Genomic DNA, 20,627 nt, shown 5'->3' on the forward strand with positions numbered 1-20,627 from the left:
CAATTTAGGTTAGCCTTACCTAAGTTGAGGGGAGTTCCGTGCTGACCCGAGAAGAGCTGCACGCCGCGCTGACCGACGTGCTGGGCGAGGACGCAGAGCCGGGCGACAACCTGATCGAGCTCGGGATGGACTCGATCCGCCTCATGCAGCTGACCGGGCGGCTGCGCCGCCGCGGCGTCGAGGTCCGCTTCGCCGAGCTGGCCGAGCGGCCCACCCTCGCCGGCTGGTGGGACCTGCTCGCCGAGCGCGGCCAGATGGAGGCCCGTCCTCCCGAGCCCTCTCCTGAGCCGGAGGAGGGCGAGCCGGACGGGCCGTTCCCGCTCGCGCTGATGCAGCACGCGTACTGGATCGGCCGCGACTCCGGCCAGTCGCTCGGCTCGGTCGCCGCCCACCTCTACGTCGAACTGGACGGCCGCGCCATCGACCCGTCCCGCTTCGAGTCGGCCGTGCGCGCGCTCGCCGAACGCCACCCGATGCTGCGCGTCGCGGTCGGCGACGACGGGACGCAGCGGATCCTGCCGGAGCGTCCCGGGCCCGCCGTGACCGTCCACGACCTGCGCGACGCCGCCGACCCCGGCGCAGAGCTCGACCGGATCCGCGCCGAGATGTCGCGGCAGCGGCTCCCCATCGAGGACGGCCGCGTCTTCGACGCCCGCCTCAGCCTGCTCTCCGAGGGCACCGCCCGGCTCCACCTGGACGTCGACATGATCGCCGCCGACGCGATGAGCTACCGCGTCATGCTCGCCGACCTCGCCGCGCTCTACGAGGGCGAAACGCTCGCCTCCATCCGCTACGGCTACGCCCGCTACCTCGCCGACGACCCCCGCGCCGACGCCCGCGAACAGGACCGGCGGTGGTGGGCCGACCGGCTCGCCGACCTGCCGGGCCCGCCCGAACTGCCGGTCGTCCCCGACCCGGGCGACGAGGTCGAGCGCCTGCACCACTGGCTGCCGCCGCAGGAGAAGGCCCGGCTCATCGCCCGCGCGCACGCCGAGGGCGTCACCCCGGCGATGGCGCTCGCCGCCGTGTTCGCCGAGGTCATCGGCGCGTGGTCGGCGACGCCGCGGTTCCTGCTGAATCTGCCGCTGTTCCACCGCGAGCCCGTCCATCCGGACGTGGACTCCGTGGTCGGCGACTTCACCGGCTCGATCATGCTGGAGGCCGACCTCACCGAGGAGCTGCCGTTCGTCGCCCGCGCCCGCGCCGTGCAGGCGAACCTGCACACCGCCGGCGCGCACAGCGACTACTCGGGCCTTGAGGTGCTGCGCGACCTGTCCCGGCTGCGCGGCGAGCAGGTCCTCGCGCCGATCGTGTACACGAGCGCGCTCAATCTCGGCGAGCTGTTCGGCGACGCGGTCCGCGAGCGGTTCGGCGAACCCGCCTGGATCATCTCGCAGGGCCCGCAGGTGCTGCTGGACGCGCAGGTCACCGAGGTGTCCGGCGGGCTGCTGCTGAACTGGGACATGCGCCGCCCCGCGTTCCCCGACGGCGTGGCGGAGGCGATGTTCGCCGCCTACACCGCCGCGATCACCCGGCTCGGCGCGGACAGCGCCGACTGGGACGCGCCGCTCGGCATCGGCGCGACGCCGGAGCAACTGCGCGTCCGGCACCGCCTCAACGCCACCGAGGCCCCGCCGCCGTCCATTCTGACCAAGGGGTTCTTCGAGCACGCCCGCCGCGCCCCGGATGCACCCGCGCTGCATTGGGGCGACGACGGGACCTTCACCTACGGCGAACTCGCAGACCAGGCACTGCGCATCGCCGCCGCCCTCATCGCACACGGCGTCCGTTCCGGTGACCGGGTCTCGATCGAGCTTCCCAAGGGGCCCGATCAAGTAGCCGCGGCGCTCGGCGTTCTCGCCGCGGGCGCCGCGTACGTACCGATCGGACCGGAGCAGCCGGCCGCGCGCCGTGAGAAGATCCGTGCGGGCGCCGCCGTCGCGGCGTCGGTCACGCCCGATTTCGCGCCCGCCGCGGAGCCGCTCGCCGAGCCCGTCGCGGTCCGTCCCGACCAGGTGGCGTACGTCCTGTTCACCTCCGGGTCGACGGGCGAGCCGAAGGGTGTCGAGGTCTCGCACGGCGCCGCGATGAACACCATCGGCGACCTCGTCGGGCGCTTCTCGATCGGCTCGGGCGACGTCACCCTCGCCGTCTCCGCCCTCGACTTCGACCTGTCGGTGTTCGACCTGTTCGCGGCATGGACGGCGGGCGGCGCCGTCGTCATCCCGGACGAGGACGAGCGCCGCGACGCCGCCCGCTGGAACGCCCTCGCCGCCCGCTGGTCGGTGACCGTGCTCAACAGCGTCCCGTCCGTCCTGGAGATGCTGCTGCGCTCCGGGCCCGTCCCGTCCCTGCGGCTGGTGCTGCTCGGCGGCGACTGGGTCGGCACCCACCTGCCCGGGCTCCTCGCCGAGCGGGCGCCGGGCGCCCGGTTCGTTGCGCTCGGCGGCACCACCGAGACCGCGATCCACTCCACGGTGCAGGAGGTCGCGGGCGAGGTCCCAACCGACTGGCGCGCCGTCCCGTACGGGGTGCCGCTCGGCGGCGTCGCCTGCCGGGTCGTCGACGACCTGGGCCGCGACCGGCCCGACTGGGTCGCGGGCGAGCTGTGGATCGGCGGCGCGGGCGTCGCCGATGGCTACACCGGCGACCTGGAGCGCACCGCCGACCGGTTCGTCGTCCGCGACGGAACCCGCTGGTACCGCACCGGCGACCTCGCCCGCTACCGGCCGGACGGGACGCTGGAGTTCCTCGGCCGCCGCGACCACCAGGTGAAGGTCCGCGGCTTCCGCATCGAGCTCGGCGAGGTCGAGGCGGCGCTGCGCGACCACCCGGCCGTCGAACGCGCCGTGGCGCTGCTCGCCGGGAACCGCCTGTGCGCCGCCGTCACGCCCGGCGGCGCCTCCGCCGACGCGGTGCTGGCGCACGCCCGCGACCTGCTGCCGCCGCACATGGTGCCGGAGGTGCTCGTCCCGGTCGCCGAACTGCCGCTCACCGCCAACGGCAAGGTCGACCGCAAGGCGCTCGCCGCGCTCGCCGCCGCCGAGGCCGGGCAGGAGAGCGCCGGCCACACCGAACCCGAGACGGCCTTGGAAAGGGTGCTGGCCCGGATCGCCGCCGAGGTGCTGGGGAGGGAACGCGTCGGCGCGGGCGCCGACTTCTTCGCCCTCGGCGGCGACTCCGTCCTCGCCACGACCGTGGTCGCCCGGCTGCGCGAGGCCCTGGACACCTCCGCCCTCCCGGTCCGCGTCCTGTTCGCCGAGCGGACCATCGCGCGCATCGCCCGCCGCTTCACCGAACTGGAGGACGTCCCGGGCCGCCTGGAGGCGGTCGCCGCGATCTGGCTGGAGATCGACGCGATGTCCGACGACGAGGTCGAAGCCCATCTCGCCGGCTGACCGAACCTCGTTCACTTGCGGCGAGTCGTCGTTATGAGGCGTCCCATAACGACGACTCGCCGCAACTCAACGTTCGGGTTCGGGGGTTGGGGCGGGGGCGAGGGTGGCGGTTCGCAGGGAGGTCAGCGTGAGCGCGAGCGCCAGGGCGAGGACGGCGCTGACCGTCCCGTAGACGACGATGGCCGGGCCCGGGGCCATGTAGCGGCCGAGGGCGCCGGCGCCGAGCGATCCGACGGCGGTGCCGCCGGTCTCCTGCGCCGCCCACAGCGAGTTGACGCGGCCGAGATGCGAGTCGGGGGTGTGCGACTGGATGAGGCCGTAGCGCAGGATCTCCTCGACGGACGCCGCGAACCCGTAGGCGAACAGGATCGCGACGGCGAGGGCCGGATGCCGGGCCAGGCCCGTGCACGCCAGCGCGACGAACCCGGCGACGGACGCGACGAGCAGCGCGAGGCCGGGAACGCGGACCGACCCCGCCCAGCCGCTGGTCACGGAGGCGAGGACCGCGCCGCAGGCAGGCGCCGCGTACAGCAGCCCGACCGTGGTGGGGCCGCCGTCGAGGCCGCGTTCGGCGAACGCCGGCATCAGCACCGGGATGCCGCCCGCGACCATGAACAGCAGGCCGAGCAGCATCAGCGAGCCGACGACGCGATGGGACGTGACGAACCGCAGCCCGCCGCCGATCGACTTCAGCGGATGCGCGTCCGTCTCGTCTCCGCGCGCGGGCTCCAGCTTCGGCAGCGAGGTCAGCAGGCCCAGCGTGCCGAGCGTGCCTGCGGCGGCCGCCGCGTAGTTCCAGCCGACGCCGAACGCCGAGACCACGAGCCCGCCGAGCGCGGGCGACAGCATCGATCCGAGCCGGACGGTCAGCGCGTTAAGCGCGCCCGCCGCGACGAGCTTGTCCGGGCCGACGAGCGCGGGCGTCGCGGCCAGCAGCGCGGTGATCGCGACGCCGGTGGCGAGGCCGTCCCACGCGGCGAGGACGTACAGCGCCGCGGACGACGGGGACGGCAGGAACGCGTTGAGGGCCAGCAGCGCGAACGCGATCCCGGAGGCGGTGCGGGCGCGGAACATGAGCCGCCGCCGGTCCTGCCGGTCGGCGAGCACGCCGCCCCACAGGAACCCGGCCAGCAGCGCGAATCCCTCGGCCGCCGACACGGCGCCGACCTGCACGGTCGAGCCGGTCAGGGCGTAGACCTGCACGGGGACGGCGACGGCCAGCATGCCGATCCCGAAGACCGAGACGGTGCGGGCGATGAACACGTTGCGGAACGGCCGGCTGTCGCGCAGCGGGCCGATGTCCAGGGCGAGGCGCCGGAGCATCGTCGGGGGTTCTCCTCGGATGGGGGAGTAGCTAAGGTAAGCCTATCCTTAGTTGATCGTGAGAGAAGGGGACCTCCCGGTGCAGCGCACGCTGATGAACGGAAAGATCCACCGAGCGACCGTGACCCAGGCCGACCTGCACTACGTGGGCTCGCTGACGATCGACGCGGACCTGATGGACGCCGCCGGCATCGCCGAGGGCGAGCAGGTCCACCTCGTCGACATCACCAACGGCTCCCGCCTGGTCACCTACGCCATCACCGGCGAGGCCGGCAGCGGCGTCATCGGCGTGAACGGCGCCGCGGCCCGCCTCGTCCAGCCCGGAGACCTGGTCATCGTCATCACCTATGCGGCGCTGGACGAGGCCGAGCTGTCCGCCCACCGGCCCCGCGTCGTCCACGTGGACGGCGCCAACCGCATCGTCGCGCTCGGCTCCGACCCGGCCGAGCCCGTGCCCGGCGCCGCCGCCCAGCTCGCCGGACGCTGAGCGCCATGGACGGTTTCACCCCCTGGCCCGCCGACCTGGAAGCGCGCTACAAGGCCGAGGGCTACTGGACGGACCGCGTCCTCGGCGACGTCCTGCGCGGCGACCCCGGCCGCGTCGCGCTCGTCGCAGGAGACGACCGCCTCACCTACGCCGACCTCGACCGGCGGGCCGAGCGCATCGCCGCCGGGTTCCTGCGGCTGGGCGTCCGCAACGGCGACCGCGTCGTCGTCCAACTGCCCAACACCACCGGCTTCGTCGTGGCGTTCCTCGCGCTCGTGCGGATCGGCGCGGCGCCCGTCCTCGCGCTGCCCGCGCACCGCGAGAGCGAGATCCGCTACCTGTGCGAGCTGGCCGAGGCCCGCGCCTACGTCTGCGGCGAGACCGACGGCGACTTCGACTACCGGGCGATGGCCCGGACGCTGCCCGTCGAACACGTCGTCGTGGACGGCGACGCCCAGGAGTTCACGGCACTCGCCGACCTGGACGCCGAGCCCGTCGAGCACCCGCGCCCGGACCCCTCCGACGTCGGCGTGCTCCTGCTGTCCGGCGGGACGACCGGGCTGCCGAAACTCATCCCGCGCACGCACCGCGACTACGTCTACAACTTGGAGGCCAGCGCGGAGGTGTGCGGCTTCACCCGCGACACCGTCTACCTCGTGGTCCTGCCCGCCGCGCACAACTTCGCGCTCGCCTGCCCCGGTCTGCTCGGCGTATTCGCGGCCGGCGGGACGGTGGTGCTGGCGCCGTCCGGGGCGCCGGACGAGGCGTTCCCCCTTATCGAGCGCGAGCGCGCGACGGCCTGCGCGGTCGTCCCGCCGATCGCGCTGCTGTGGCTGGACGCGGCCACCTGGTCCGACGACGACCTGTCCTCGCTGGAGCTGCTGCAGGTCGGCGGCGCGAAGCTGGCCGCCGACCGCGCCGCCGAGATCCCCGGCCTGCTCGGCTGCCGCCTCCAGCAGGTGTTCGGGATGGCGGAGGGCCTGCTCAACTTCACCCGGCTGGACGACCCGCCCGACCTGGTCCACCGGACGCAGGGCCGCCCGCTGTCCCCGGCCGACGAGATCCGCGTCGTGGACGCCGACAGCAGGACGGTCGCGCCCGGCGAGGTCGGCGAGCTGCTCACCCGCGGGCCCTACACGCTGCGCGGCTACTACCGTGCGCCCGCCCACAACGTCCGCGCGTTCACACCGGACGGCTACTACCGCACCGGCGACCTCGTCCGGGAGCTGCCGTCCGGGCACCTCATCGTCGAGGGTCGTGAGAAGGACCAGATCAACCGGGGCGGCGACAAGGTGTCGGCGGAGGAGCTGGAGGACCATCTCCTCGCCCACCCGGCGATCCACGACGCCGCCGTCGTCGGTGTCCCCGACCCGGTGATGGGGGAGCGGACGTGCGCGTTCCTCGTCCTCCGCGACGCCGCAAAGGACGCGCCGCCGACGCTCCGCGACATCAAGGACTTCCTCCGCGCCCGCGGCCTGGCCGCCTACAAGTGGCCCGACCGCCTGGAGACCGCCGAAGCCTTCCCCCGCACCCCGGTCGGCAAGGTCAGCAAGAAGGCCCTGGCCGCCCGCCTGAGATGAACCGGCCGAGCCCCCTCTGAGCGCAGCTCAGAGGGGGCTCCTCATGGCTCACTCGCGGACCGGAACGCTCGCATGTCTTTAGCCTCGACCGTCAGCGACCCGAACGTTGCGATCGCGTGCGAAGCCAAGTTCGAGCGAAGCGAGAACTTGATCGCGCAGCGAGGCCCCCAGGGCCGAGTCGAAGCGATGCAGCGAGCGCCGCAGGGGCCGCCGAAGGAAGGCGCTCTAGCGCCTGACGCCAAGGCCCCTGCATACATAGGGAGCAATGCTGGAGAGCTTCTCGCAGGTCTCTTCGTACTCGCGGTCGGGGGTGGAGCCGCTGACGATGCCGGCGCCGGCGCGCAGCCATGCCTGCCCGTTCTCATTGTAGAGGGCGCGTAGGACGAGCGCCGAGTCGAGTGCGCCGGTGTGGGAGACGGCGACGACGGCGCCCGCGTAGAGGCCGCGGCGCTCTTCCAGGCCGCCGATCGCCTCGATCGCCTCGGCCTTCGGGATGCCGGACGCGGTCACGCCGGGGAACAGCGCGTCGAGCGCGTCCCAGCAGGTGCGGCCGGGCGCGAGGACGCCGCCGACGCTGGAGCCGAGGTGCTGCACGCTGCCCCGCTCCTTCACGGTCATGAACCCGGTGACGTGGACGGTGTCCGGGTCGCACACGCGGTACAGCTCCTCCTGCGAGGTGCGGACCGACACGGCGTGCTCGAAGATCTCCTTGGGGTCGGTCTCCAGTTCGCGGCGGGTGCGGGCGTCGGCGTCGCCGCCGAGGCCGAAGGCGCGCGTGCCGGCGAGCGGTTGCGTCATGACGCGGCCTTCGCCGTCCACGCTCGCGAGCACTTCGGGGCTGAACCCGGTGGCCTGGAAGCCGCCGAGGTCGAGCAGGAACGAGCGCGCCGGGGTGTTGGCGGCGCGCCCGCACGCGTAGGTGGCGACGACGTCGACGGGATGGGGGATGTCCAGCCGCCGGGACACGATGACCTTCTGGTAGCGGCCCGCCGCGATGTCGTCGACGGCTTGGGCGACGCGTGCGCGGTACACGTCGCCGCCTTGGCGGACGTCCACCGGCGAGGGCGTCGCGGGGGCGGGCGGGACGTCGGCGGCGAGCAGGTCCGCGACGCGTTCGACCTCAACGGGATCAACGCCGGTGATGCGGGCCGCACCGTCCTCCACCTGGACTTCAATGCGCGGAATCAGGAAGTGCGCGAGCCGGCCGGACGGGCGGGCCGCGGCGAACTCGAACGCGATCCAGCCGTAGGCGTTCCAGGCTGGAAGCGGCGCGGCGGCGAACGCCTCGCGCAGCGCGGTGGCGGGGCGGCCGGCGTACGGCGTCGTCTCCGGCGCGCGGCCGGGCCAGCGGGCGTGCAAGGCGCCGGCGTCGAGGACGACCTCGCCGAGGACGCCGCCGGCGAACGTCCAGCGGCCCGGGCGCTCGTACACGACATGGTCGGTGAAGAGGCCGGAGCCGGCCAGCCGGGTCATCAGGTCGAGCGGCGCGCGGGCGGCCTCGACCACCCGTTCCGTGGGCTTCTCGTCAGTGCGCAGACCGGGGGACAAGGCAGTGGGCTCCCTTGGGTGACGAAATCCGGCCGAGTCGGGATCCGGGCCGAGAACTTAGGTAAGGCTAACCTTGTGCGATTTTCGTAGGCAAGGCTAACCTAACTTTTGCTGATCAAGCCGACGACGAAAGAGCTGGGGCGTGCAGGAGCAGACGACGACGGCGGCGCAGAGTCATCAACTGCGACGCGAGCTGATGCGGCGGATGATGGCGAAGGCCGGTCTCCCCGAGGACGGGCGCGGCGGCGACGCCGGGCGCCCCGCCCCGCGCGAGGCCGGCGGGCCGGCACCGCTGTCCTACGCCCAGCAGAGCATGTGGCTGCACCACCGGACGTTCCCGGCGAGCCCCGCCTACAACGTGTGCCTGCTGATCCGCATGTCGGGCCCGCTCGGCGCGGCCGCGCTCAGCGAGGCGCTGCGCGGCCTCATCCGGCGCCACGCCGTCCTGCGCACCGTCTACGCCGACGACGGCGAAGGCGCCGTCCAGATCGTCACCGACGACGACTCGCTCGACCTTGCGCCGGTCGACCGCACGGACCCCGACGCCCGCGCCGCCGAGCTCGCGGCGACGCCGTTCGACCTGCGCCGCGAACGGCCCATCCGGCTGGAACTGCTGCGCGTCCGCGACGACGAGCACGCGCTGGTCCTCGTCGTCCACCACATCGCCTGGGACGGGATGACCTGGGGCTCGATGTCGCGCGACCTGTCGGCCCTCTACCGGGCCGCCGTGACGGGCGAGCCCGACGGCCTGCCCGCGCTCGACGTCCAGTACGCCGACTTCGCCGACTGGGAGCAGAAGCGGCCCCTCGCCGAGGACGACCTGGCCTACTGGCGCGCCCGGCTCGACCCGCCGCCCCCGCCGCTCGACCTGCCCGCCGACCGGCCGCGCGCCGCCGCCGTGTCCGAGCGCGGCGGCCGCCGCGCCCTCCGCTTCGGCGACGACGTGACCGAGGGCCTCGGCCGGCTCGCCAAGGAGGAGAACGTCACCCCGTACACGGTGATGCTCGCCGCCTACTCCGTCCTGCTGCACCGCTACACCGGCTCCGGCGACGTGTCGGTCGGGTCGTCGGTGATGAACCGCGAGCACGTGGAGGTCGAGCGGCTCGCCGGCAACTTCGGCAACACGCTCGTCATGCGGACGGACCTGTCCGGACGGCCGACGTTCCGCGAGGCGCTGCGCCGCACCGGGCGGACGGTGACCGAGGCGTTCGCGCACCAGGCGACGCCGTACGACGCGATCGTCCGCGAGCTGCGGCCCGCGCGCGGGCACGGCCGGTCGGCGTTCTTCGACACCATGCTGCTGTTCCTCGCCCAGGAGATCGGCGAGCTGGAGCTGCCGGGCCTCACCACGTCCTGGACGCACGTCCACAACGGCATGACGCACTTCGACCTGTCGCTGGAGGCGTTCGTCCGGCCGCAGGGCATGACCGTCGAGGCCACGTTCCGCCGCGAGCTGTTCGACGACGAGCGCATCGACGCGCTCCTCGCCCACCTGGAGACGCTGCTGCGCGACGCGATCGCCGACCCGGACCGCCCGGTCGGCGCGCTCGCGCTCATGACCGACGCCGAGGCGGCGCGGCTCGAGGCCGCCAATGCCACCGACCGGGACGTCGACGGCACGGGCATCGCCGCGCTGTTCGCGGAGCAGGCCGCCCGCACGCCCGGCGCGCCCGCCGTCGAGACCGAATCCGGCGAGACCCTCACCTACGCCGACCTCGACCGGCGGTCGTCCGCGCTGGCCCGCGTCCTGCGTGCCCGCGGCGCCGGGCCGGACGCCGTTGTGGCGCTCGCGCTGCCCCGCACCGCCGACCTCGTGACCGCCGTCCTCGCGGTGCTGAAGTCGGGCGCCGCGTACCTGCCGCTCGACCCCGGCCACCCCCGCGACCGCGTCTCCTACATGCTGAAGGACGCGGGCGCGCTATGCGCCGTCGCGGCACCGGAGACGGCCGCCCTGCTTCCCGACGAGGCCGACGTCATCGTCCTGGACGGCGATTTCACTGACGGCGACCCGGACGCCGACGTCCACGAGCCGCACCCGGACGACCTCGCCTACGTCATCTACACCTCCGGCTCGACAGGCCGGCCCAAGGGCGTCGCCGTCCCGCACCGCGCCCTGACGAACCTCCTCGCGCGGATGCGCGAAGAGCACCCGCTCGGCCCCGGCGACCGGTGGGCGGCCGTGACGACCATCGCCTTCGACATCGCCACGCTGGAAGTTCTCCTGCCGCTGGTCACCGGCGCGACGATCGTCCTCGCCTCTCGGGAGACCGTCCGGGATCCGGCGGCGCTGGCCCGGCTCCTCGGGCGCGGCGTCACGCACCTGCAGGGCACGCCGTCGCTGCTCGGCTCCCTCGACCCGGCCGCGCTCGACGGGCTGCGGATCATCACCGGCGGCGAGGCGCTGCCCGCCGCCCTCGCCGCCGAGATGACGGCACGCGCGCGCAGCGCCGCGAACATGTACGGGCCTACCGAGACGGCCATCTACGCGACCGCCGCCGTCCTGCCGGAGCCCGGCATCGGCCGCCCGCTGTGGAACACCCGCGCGCACATCCTGGACGCGTCGCTGCGGCCCGTCCCGGCCGGCGTCCCCGGCGAGCTGTACCTGTCGGGCGCGCAGCTCGCCCGCGGCTACGCCGGACGCCCCGACCTGACGGCGGAGCGGTTCGTCGCCGACCCGTACGGCCCGCCCGGCACCCGCATGTACCGGACCGGCGACCTCGCGCGCTGGACCCGGGACGGCTCCATCGAGTACCTCGGCCGCACCGACGACCAGGTGAAGATCCGCGGTTTCCGGATCGAGCCCGCCGAGGTGCAGGCCGTGCTGGCGGCGCTGCCCGGCGTCGCGCGGGCCGCCGTCGTCGTCCGCGAGGACCGGCCGGGCGAGCCGCGCCTCGTCGGCTACTACGTCCCGGGCGCCGACGCGCCCGACGAGGCGGCGCTGCGGACCGCGCTCGCCGCCGAGCTGCCCTCCTACATGGTGCCGGGCGCACTTGTTCGGCTCGACGCGCTGCCGATGACCGCCAACGGCAAGCTCGACCGCCGCGCGCTCCCCGCCCCCGGCGCCCGCACGGACGGCCGGGCACCGCGCGACGCGCGCGAGGCCGCCCTGTGCGACCTGTTCGCCGAGCTGCTCGGTTTCGAGCGCGTCGGCATCGACGACGACTTCTTCGCGCTTGGCGGCCACTCGCTGCTCGCCGCCAAGCTCGCCGCCCGCGTCCGCACCGTCCTGGACGCCGAGTTCTCCATCGCCGACGTGTTCGAGGCCCCGACCGTCGCCGCGCTCGCCCCGCGCCTGGTGGCGCGCGGTGGCATCCGCGTCCGGGACGTGGCGCGGCCCGCGGTCGTCCCGGCGTCGGCGGCGCAGCGCGGGATGTGGCTGGAGGAGCGGCTGCGCGGCCCGTCGGCGTCCTACGCCCTGCCGTTCGGCCTGCGGCTCACCGGCGCGCTCGACGCCGGCGCGCTGCGCGCCGCGTTCGCCGACGTCGTGGCCAGGCACGAGGCGCTGCGCACCCTGCTGGTCGAAGGCGAGGACGGACTGCCCGTACAGCGGATCCTGGACGCCGCTACCCCCGTGCCCTTCTCCGTCGTCGACGCCCGCGCCGAGACGCCCGAGCGCCGCGCGGCCATCGAGCGGGACGCCGCGTCGCACGTCTTCGACATCGCCGCCGACCTGCCCATCCGGGGCACGCTCGTCCGGACCGGCGACGAGGAATGGTCGCTGATCCTGCTGCTGCACCACGCGGCCGCCGACGAATGGTCGTTCACGCCGCTGCTCGCCGACCTCGCCCGCGCCTACGAGGCGCGGCGCGCAGGGGAGGCGCCCGGCTGGAAGCCGCTGCCGGTCCAGTACGCCGACTACGCCGCATGGGAAAGGGAGAGCGCTCCCGAGGTGTCCGAAGGCCTCGACCACTGGGAGCAGGCCCTTGCGGGGCTCCCGCAGGAGACCGTCCTGCCGTTCGACCGGCCGCGCCCGGCGGAGCCGAGCCACCGCGGTGGCCTTGTCCCCTTCCGCCTTCCGGCCGCCGGGGCCCGGCGGCTCGCCCGCGCTACCGGCACCAGCGTGTTCATGGTGCTGCACGCTGCCGTCGCCGCACTGCTCCAGCGCAGCGGCGCCGGCGACGACGTCGCGCTCGGCTCGCCGATCGCCGCCCGCGCCGACGAGGACCTGGCCGGGCTGGTCGGCGTGTTCGTCAACCCGCTGGTGCTGCGCACCGACCTGTCGGGCGACCCCGCGTTCACCGAGTTGCTAGAGCGGGTCCGCGCCGCCGACCTCACCGCGTTCTCGCACGCCGGCGTCCCGTACGAACGCGTGGTGGAGCGCCTCGCGCCGGAACGGTCGCTCGCGCGCAACCCGCTGTTCCAGGTGATGATCGTCCACCAGCGGCTGGACGACGTGCGGCTCGCGCTGCCCGGCGTGCGCGCCGAGCCGTTCCTGCCCGAGACCGGCGGCGTCAAGTTCGACCTCGACCTGTACTTCGCCGAAGGGGACGAGGACGTCGAAGGGTTCGCCGCCTACGCTGAGGACCTCTTCGACGCCGCCACGATCGAAGGGATGCTGGACGACCTGGCCCGCATCCTCGACCAGGTCACCGACGACCCGGACCGCCGCCTGTCCGCGCTCGGCGCCCCCGTCGAGCACCCCGACACCGCCCGCGACCTCCCGGCCCCGACGGCCGCCGCGCTCGTCGAGGCGCAGGCCGCGCGGACACCCGACGCCACGGCGCTGGTCTTCGACGACACCGCGATGACCTACGCCGACCTGGACCGCCGCGCCGAGGCCCTCGCCGACCGGCTCGCGGCGGCCGGCGCGGGACCCGAACGCGTCGTCGGCATCGCCCTGCCGCGCTCCGACGCGTTCGCGGTCGCGCTGCTGGCCGTGCTGAAGACCGGCGCCGCCTACCTGCCGATCGACCTGGCGTACCCGCACGCCCGGATCGAGGCGATGCTCGACGCCGTCCGGCCGCTGCTCGTCCTCGGCCGCGAGGAGCCGCCGCTGGACGCGCCCGCCCGCGCACGGCCGGACGTCCGGCCGGACCACCTCGCCTACGTGATCTTCACCTCGGGCTCGACGGGGACGCCCAAGGCCGTCGCCGGGACGCAGGGCGCCCTGGCCAACCGGCTGGCCTGGGGTGCGGAGCTCACCGCGCCCGGTGTCCGCGTCGCGAAGAGCTCGCCCGCGTTCATCGACGGCACGACCGAGCTGCTCGGCGGCCTCGCCGCCGGTGACACCGTCGTGATCGCCGACGACGCGACCGCGGCCGACGGCGTCGCGCTCGGCGACCTCATCGAACGGCACCGCGTGCGGACGGTGACGCTCGTCCCGAGCCTGCTCGCCGCGCTCGCGGAACGCGGCCTGCCGCCGTCCGTCACCACCTGGATCAGCAGCGGCGAGGCGCTGCCCGCCGCGCTCGCCGCCGAGGTGCCCGCCCGGATCGTCGACCTCTACGGCTGCTCGGAGGCCGCCGGGGACAGCCTGATCGCGGAAGGCGGGGGACTGGCCCCGATCGCCAATACCCGCGCGTACGTCCTGGACGCCGCGCTCCGCGAGGTGCCCGTCGGCGAGCTGTACCTGGCGGGCGACGGCCTCGCGCGCGGCTACCTCGGCGACCCGGCCCGCACCGCCGAGCGGTTCGTGGCGAACCCGTTCGGCCCGCCCGGCTCCCGCCTCTACCGCACCGGCGACCGGGTGCGGCGCCGCCGCGACGGCGGGCTGGCCTTCCTCGGCCGCGCCGACGACCAGATCTCCCTGCGCGGCTTCCGGATCGAGCCTGGCGAAGTCGAGGCGGCTCTCGCCGCGCAGGACGGAGTCCGCCGCGCCGCCGTCGCCGCCCACGGGAACCGCCTGGTCGGCTACGTCACCGGAGAAGTCGACGCCGATGCCGTGCTGGAGCGGCTGCGCGCGACGCTGCCGGCCCATCTCGTCCCCGCCGAGCTGGTCGTCCTCGATGAGCTGCCCCTCAACCCGAACGGCAAGCTCGACCGGCGGTCCCTGCCCGAACCGGGACGTCCTGCCACCGGACGCGCCCCCGCGACCGAGGCCGAACACGTCCTCACCCGCCTCGCCGCCGCCGTCCTCGGCCGCGACGGCATCGGCGCCGACGACGACTTCTTCCGCTCCGGCGGCGACAGCATCGGCGCCGCGCTGCTCGTCGCCCGCGCCCGCCGCGCCGGGCTGTCGTTCACCGTCCGCGACGTGTTCCGGCTTCGGACCGCCGAGGCCCTCGCCCGGGCCGCCGAGACCCCGGCGCCCGTCGAGGCCGCCCCGGACGCGAGCGCCGGTGAGCTGCCGCTGTCGCCTCTCCAGGAAGGCCTTCTCTTCCACCTGATGATGGCCGGCGAGGGCCGCGACATCTACGTGCAGCAGGCCGTGGTGTCGCTGTCCGGCCCCGTCGACCCGGCGCGGATGGCGGACGCGGCGCACGCCGTCCTGGAGAAGTTCCCCAACCTGCGCGCCGGGTTCCGCACCGACGGCGACCGCGCCGTCCAGTTCGTCCCCGGCGAATGGGAGACACCCTGGACGCACGCGAAGGTGTCCGGCCCGGACGGCCTCGACGGGTTCGTCGACACGCAGCGCGCCGAGCCGTTCGACCCGGCCGCGCCGCCGCTCATCCGGTTCGCGCTCGCGAGCCTCGGCGAGCACGACCACCGCCTCGTCCTGACGTCCGAGCTGATCCTGCTGGACGGCTGGTCCGGCGGTCTGCTCGTCACCTCCCTGCTGAACGCCTACACCGACGCCGCCGCCGAGGCGGCCCGCCCCGTCCCGTCGTTCCGCGGCTACCTGGACTGGATCGCCCGCCAGGACCGGGACGCCGCCGTGGACGCCTGGCGCCGCGCCCTCGACGGCTTCGACGAACCGGCCCTCGTCCGCCCCGGCCTCGCCGACCGTCCCGCCGACCTTTCCAACGCCGGCGAGGTGCACCGCGTGTTGCCCGCCGACCTCGCGGACCGCCTGCACGCGGTCGCCCGCGACCACGGCGTCACCCCCGGCACGCTGTTCGAGACGGCGTGGGGCCTGACGCTCATGGGCATGACCGGCCGCGACGACGTGGTGTTCGGCGCCTCCGTCTCCGGTCGCCACCCGGACGTGGACGGCGTCGAGTCCATGGTCGGGCTGCTGTTCAACACCGTCCCGATCCGCGTGCAGGCCGGGCCTGCCGACCCGGTGGCCGCTGTGCTCGAACGCGTCCAGGCCGCGCAGTCGGAGCTGTTCGACCACTCCTACGTCGCGCTCGCCGACGTCCAGCGCGCCACCGGCCTCGGCGCCCTGTTCGACACGCTGTTCGTCTTCCAGAACTTCCCCGGCATGCCCACCGACCGCGGCTTCGGCCCGGACGGGGCGCTGCGCGTCACCGGGCGCGAGGTCCGCGACGCCACCCATTACCCGGTCACCATGGTCGTCGACCCGGGCGCGGCGCTCCGCGTCATGTACCGGGACGACGCGTTCACCCCGGCGGAGGCCGAACGGATCACCGACCGGTACGTCCGGGTGCTGCGGCAGATCGCCGACGCCCCCGGCACGCCGTGCCACCGCCTCGACCTGCTCGTCCCGGAGGAGCACGACCGGCTCCGCCGCGACCGGGACGACGCCTGGCACCCCGTCCCCGAGCTGACCGTCGCCGAACTCCTCGCCGAGCGCGCCGCCGAACAGCCCGGCGACACGGCGCTGGTGTCGCTCCCGGACGTCCGCCTCACCTACGGCGAGCTGAACGCCGAGATCAACCGGCTCGCGCGCCTCCTGATCGCCAACGGGGCGGGACCGGAGCGCGTCGTCGCGCTCGCGCTGCCGCGCTCCGCCGAGATGGTCGTCGCGCTGTTCGCCGTCCTGCGCACCGGCGCCGCCTACCTGCCGCTCGAACTCGACCTCCCGGCCGACCGGCTCGACTACATGATCGAGGACGCGTCCCCGACGGTCCTCGTCTCGCACCGCGGCATCGCCGGCGGTCTCGCGTTCTCCGGAACCGTCCTCGCACTGGACGAGCCCGACACCGCCCAGGCGCTCGCCGATCTGCCGGGCACCGACCTCGCACCCGGCGAGCTGCCCGGCTTCGCGCCCGGCACCCCCGGGCGCCTCGACCACCCCGCCTACGTCATCTACACCTCGGGCTCAACGGGCCGTCCCAAGGGCGTCGTCACCCCGTACCGGGGCCTGACGAACATGCAGTTCAACCACCGCGCCAACATCTTCGACCCCGTCGTGAAGGGCGCGGGGCGGCGGCTGAGGATCGCGCACACCGTGTCGTTCTCCTTCGACATGTCGTGGGAGGAACTGCTGTGGCTCATCGAGGGCCACGAGGTCCACGTCTGCGACGAGGACCTGCGCCGCGACGCCGAGGCGCTCACCGCCTACCTGCGCGAACACCGCGTCGACGTGATCAACGTGACCCCCACCTACGCCCAGCAGCTGCTCGACGAAGGGCTCCTCGACGGCGGGCACCGGCCGCCGCTCGTCCTGCTCGGCGGCGAGGCCGTCCCCGCCTCCGTCTGGGACCGGCTCGCGGAGGCCGACGGCGTCCTCGGCTACAACCTGTACGGCCCTACCGAGTACACGATCAACACGCTCGGCGGCGGCACCGAGGACAGCGCCACCCCGACCGTCGGCAAGCCGATCTGGAACACCCGCGCCCACGTCCTGGACAAGTGGCTGCGGCCCGTCCCGCCCGGTGCCCCCGGCGAGCTGTACATCGCGGGCGCCGGGCTGGCCCGCGGCTACCTCGGCCGTCCCGACCTGACCGCCGAGCGCTTCGTCGCCGACCCGTTCACCGGCGGCCGCATGTACCGGACCGGCGACCTCGTCCGGGTCCGCGAGGACGGCAACATCGACTTCCTCGGCCGAACCGACGACCAGGTGAAGATCCGCGGCTACCGCGTCGAGCTCGGCGAGATCGAGACGGCGCTCGCCGCCGAGCCCGGCGTCGGGCAGGCCGCCGTCGTCGCCGCGGCCACCGACGTCCCCGGCGTCAAGCGGATCATCGGCTACGTCGTCCCGGACGGGTCCCGCGACGGCGCCGCCGACGAGCAGCTCGCCGAATGGCGGCAGATCTACGACGCCGAGTACACCGAGGTCGGCACCGTCGTCCACCACGAGGAGTTCGCCGGCTGGACCAGCAGCTACGACGGCGCCCCGATCCCGCTCGACGACATGCGCGAATGGCGGGACACGACCGTCGAGCGCATCCGCGCCCTGCGGCCCCGCCGCGTCCTGGAGATCGGCGTCGGCGCCGGCCTGCTGCTCACCCGCCTCGCGCCGGACAGCGAGGAGTACTGGGGCACGGACTTCTCCGAACCCGTCATCGCCAAGCTCCGCGCCGACCTCGGGCCGGACTCGCCCGTCCGGCTCAGCGCTCAGGCCGCCCACGACACCGAGGGCCTGCCCGAAGGCCGCTTCGACACCATCGTGATCAACTCGGTCGCGCAGTACTTCCCGGGCGCCGCCTACCTCCAGGACGTCGTCGCCAAGGCGATGCGCCTGCTCGCGCCCGGCGGGAAGCTGTTCCTCGGCGACGTCCGCGACCTGCGGACGATCCACCACCTGCACGCCGCGATCCAGCTCGGACGCGGCAACACCAACCTCCGCGCCGTCGAGCGCGCCGTCCGGATGGAGAAGGAACTCCTCCTCGGCCCCGCCTTCTTCACCGCACTCGACGGCCCCGCCCGCGTGGACGTCCTCATCAAGCGCGGCGCCCACCACAACGAGCTAACCCGCCACCGCTACGACGTCGTCCTCTGGAAGCCGGGCCCGAACCTCCCGCCTGCCCCCGAGGCGCCCGCCGTGGACTGGGCCGCGCTGGACGATCCCAACGCCACCCCCGAAGCCGCCGGTCAGGACACCGAAGACGCCCGTCTCCGCGCGCTCGCCGGCGCGGTGACGGGCGGGCCGTTGCGGGTGCGGGGGATTCCCGATCCGCGGCTGTCCGGGGAGGCGGCGGCGCTGCGCGTGCTCCGCGACGGCGGAACACCGGACGAGGCGCGCGAGGCCCTCGCCGCCGCGCCGCAAGGCGTCGAGCCGGAGGCGCTCTACAAGCTGTGGCCTGAGGTGGTGCTCACGCCGTCGGCGCAGGCCGGCTGCTACGACGCCGTCTTCGGCGGGGGCGCGGCCAACCTTCCGGCCGAGCCAGGACGGGTGCCCGCGGCGTACGCGAACGACCCGGTCGCGGCGCGCGATCATGGCGTCCTCGGCGCGCGGCTCCGCGAGAGCCTGAAGCGGCGGCTGCCCGGCTACATGGTGCCGAGCGCGATCGTCACGCTGGACGCGCTGCCGCTGACCGTGAACGGCAAACTCGACCGCCGGGCCCTGCCCGAGCCCGGCCGCGACGGGCCGCGCCGGGCGGGCGGGCGGCCGCCGCGCACGCCGGTCGAGCGGGTGCTGTGCACGCTGTTCGCCGAGGTGCTGGACGTGCCGGTCGTCGGCGTCGACGACGACTTCTTCGACCTCGGCGGGCACTCGCTGCTCGCGACGCGGCTGGTCGGAAGGGCACGCGCGGCGCTCGGCGCGCCGCTCGCGATCCGCGACCTGTTCGAGGCGCCGACCGTGGCGGAGCTGGCCGAACGCCTGCGCGGCGGCGCGGACGAGGCGCCGCGTCCCGCCCTCACACCGCGGAAGCGTCCCGAGCGCGTCCCGCTGTCCCCGGCGCAGCGCCGGTTGTGGCTGCTCGACCAGCTCCTCCGCGAGGACGACGGCCCGCGCGACGCCTACCACCTCCCGCTCGCCGTCCGCCTGCGCGGCGACCTCGACCTCGCGGCCCTGGAGGCGGCGATCGGCGACGTCACCGCGCGGCACGAAGCGCTGCGGACGGTCTTCCCCGAACACGACGGCACCCCCTACCAGCGGATCCTCGACCCGGACGAGGCCCGTCCCGCCCTGGAGGTCGCGTCGGCCGCGCCGGAGGAGGTCATCGCCCGCCCGTTCGACCTTTCCCGCGACATCCCGCTGCGCGTCGCGGTCTTCCCGGAGAGGGAGCGGGAGCACCTCCTCCTGGCCGTCTTCCACCACATCGCCTTCGACGAGTGGTCGTTCGGGCCGTTCGCACGCGACGTCGCCGAGGCGTACGCCGCGCGGCTCGACGGGAGGCCGCCCGCGTGGGAGGCGCCGCCCGTCCAGTACGCCGACCACACGCTGTGGCAGGCCGAACTGCTCGGCGACCCCCTCGATCCGGGCAGCGTCCACGCGCGGCAGCTCGCCCACTGGGTGCGGGCACTCGCCGGCGCGCCGGAGGAGATCGCGCTGCCGGCCGACAGGCCGAGGCCCGGCGCGGCGGGCCAGCGCGGCGGGACCCTCACGGCCGACCTGCCGCCCGCCCTGACCCGGCGGCTGCGCCGCGTCGCGCGGGACGCGGGCGCCACCGTGTTCATGGTGTGCCAGGCCGCCGTCGCGGCGCTGCTGCACCGCACGGGCGCCGGCGACGACATCCCGCTCGGCAGCCCCGTCGCGGGACGCACCGAGGAGGCCGCCGCGGACCTGGTCGGCTTCTTCGTCAACACGCTCGTCCTGCGGGCCGACCTGTCCGGGGAGCCGACGTTCGCCGAACTGCTCGGACGGGTCCGCGAGGCGGGGCTGGCCGGCCTGGCCAATCAGGACCTGCCGTTCGAGGCCGTCGTGGAGGCGCTGCGCCCGAGGCGCGTGCCGGGACGCAACCCGCTGTTCCAGGTGATGGTCGGCCACGAGAACCAGGACCCCGGCGAGGTGCGCTTCCCCGGCCTGGAGCAGCGGGAGGCGTCGTTCGGGCCGTCCGCCGCGAAGTTCGACCTCGACTTCATCTTCCGGGAGCGCGACGACGATCTGCGGCTCATCGTCGACTACTCCGCCGACCTGTTCGACCGGGAGACGGTCCGGACGATGGCCGACGGCCTGGTCGCGCTGCTGGAGACCGTCGCGGACGACCCCGCCACGCCCGTCGCCGCGCTGCCCGCCGTCCTCACCGCCCGCGCCGTCACGGAGGCCGACTCCCCGCCCCGGCCCGCGGCGGCGCGGCGCGGGGACGACCGGGAGGCGGCGCTGTGCCGGATCTTCGCCGAGGAGCTCGGCGTCCCCGAGGTCGGGCCGGACGACGACTTCTTCGACCTCGGCGGTCACTCGCTGCTGGCGATGCGGCTGGTGCGGCGGATCCGCCGGGAGCCCGGCTGCGCGGGGCTGCGGATCGCCCGGCTGATGGCGGCGCCCACCGTCGCGGGCCTGCTGGCCCGGCTGGACGAACCGCAAGGAAAGGGGTGAGGCGGGTCATACCCCGCCGGGCATTGAATAGTTAGGTAAGGCTAACCTAAGCTCACTCCTCGACAGCCCCTGGAACATCTGGA

General features: G+C 74.5%; 6 protein-coding genes. 4 read left to right on the forward strand and 2 right to left on the reverse strand.

The genetic code is table 11. The features are described from left to right. The first annotated feature begins 38 nt into the window (after positions 1–38). Positions 39–3,398 (forward strand): non-ribosomal peptide synthetase, encoded by a 3,360-nt coding sequence (locus QP089_RS22590; protein WP_285913743.1) that lies wholly within the window; start codon positions 39–41, stop codon positions 3,396–3,398. Between the two features lie 66 nt (positions 3,399–3,464). Here QP089_RS22590 and entS read toward each other — a convergent pair whose 3' ends face one another. After that, on the reverse strand, positions 3,465–4,721 hold the full coding sequence (gene entS / locus QP089_RS22595) for an enterobactin transporter EntS (protein ID WP_285913744.1): 1,257 nt from the start codon (positions 4,719–4,721) through the stop codon (positions 3,465–3,467). Between the two features lie 79 nt (positions 4,722–4,800). On the opposite strand from entS, the gene panD reads away from it, so the two are divergent. Continuing rightward, a complete protein-coding gene (gene panD / locus QP089_RS22600; protein ID WP_285914048.1) occupies positions 4,801–5,208 on the forward strand; it encodes an aspartate 1-decarboxylase in 408 nt (135 codons plus the stop codon). Between the two features lie 5 nt (positions 5,209–5,213). After that, the gene (locus QP089_RS22605; RefSeq protein ID WP_285913745.1) at positions 5,214–6,788 is read left to right on the forward strand and encodes a (2,3-dihydroxybenzoyl)adenylate synthase; all 1,575 of its coding nucleotides are present in this window, start codon (positions 5,214–5,216) and stop codon (positions 6,786–6,788) included. A 225-nt stretch (positions 6,789–7,013) separates the two neighbouring features. On the opposite strand, the gene QP089_RS22610 is transcribed toward QP089_RS22605, so the two are convergent. Next, positions 7,014–8,336, reverse strand: a complete 1,323-nt coding sequence (locus QP089_RS22610; RefSeq protein ID WP_285913746.1) for a salicylate synthase — start codon at positions 8,334–8,336, stop codon at positions 7,014–7,016. 142 nt (positions 8,337–8,478) lie between these two features. Here QP089_RS22610 and QP089_RS22615 point away from each other — a divergent pair, with 142 nt between their 5' ends. Then, entirely contained in the window at positions 8,479–20,544 is a 12,066-nt protein-coding gene (locus QP089_RS22615; RefSeq protein WP_285913747.1) for a non-ribosomal peptide synthetase, read from the forward strand. The last annotated feature ends 83 nt before the right edge of the window (positions 20,545–20,627 follow it).

Origin of the sequence: Actinomadura opuntiae, assembly GCF_030283205.1 — a bacterium.
Classification (GTDB): Bacteria; Actinomycetota; Actinomycetes; order Streptosporangiales; family Streptosporangiaceae; genus Spirillospora.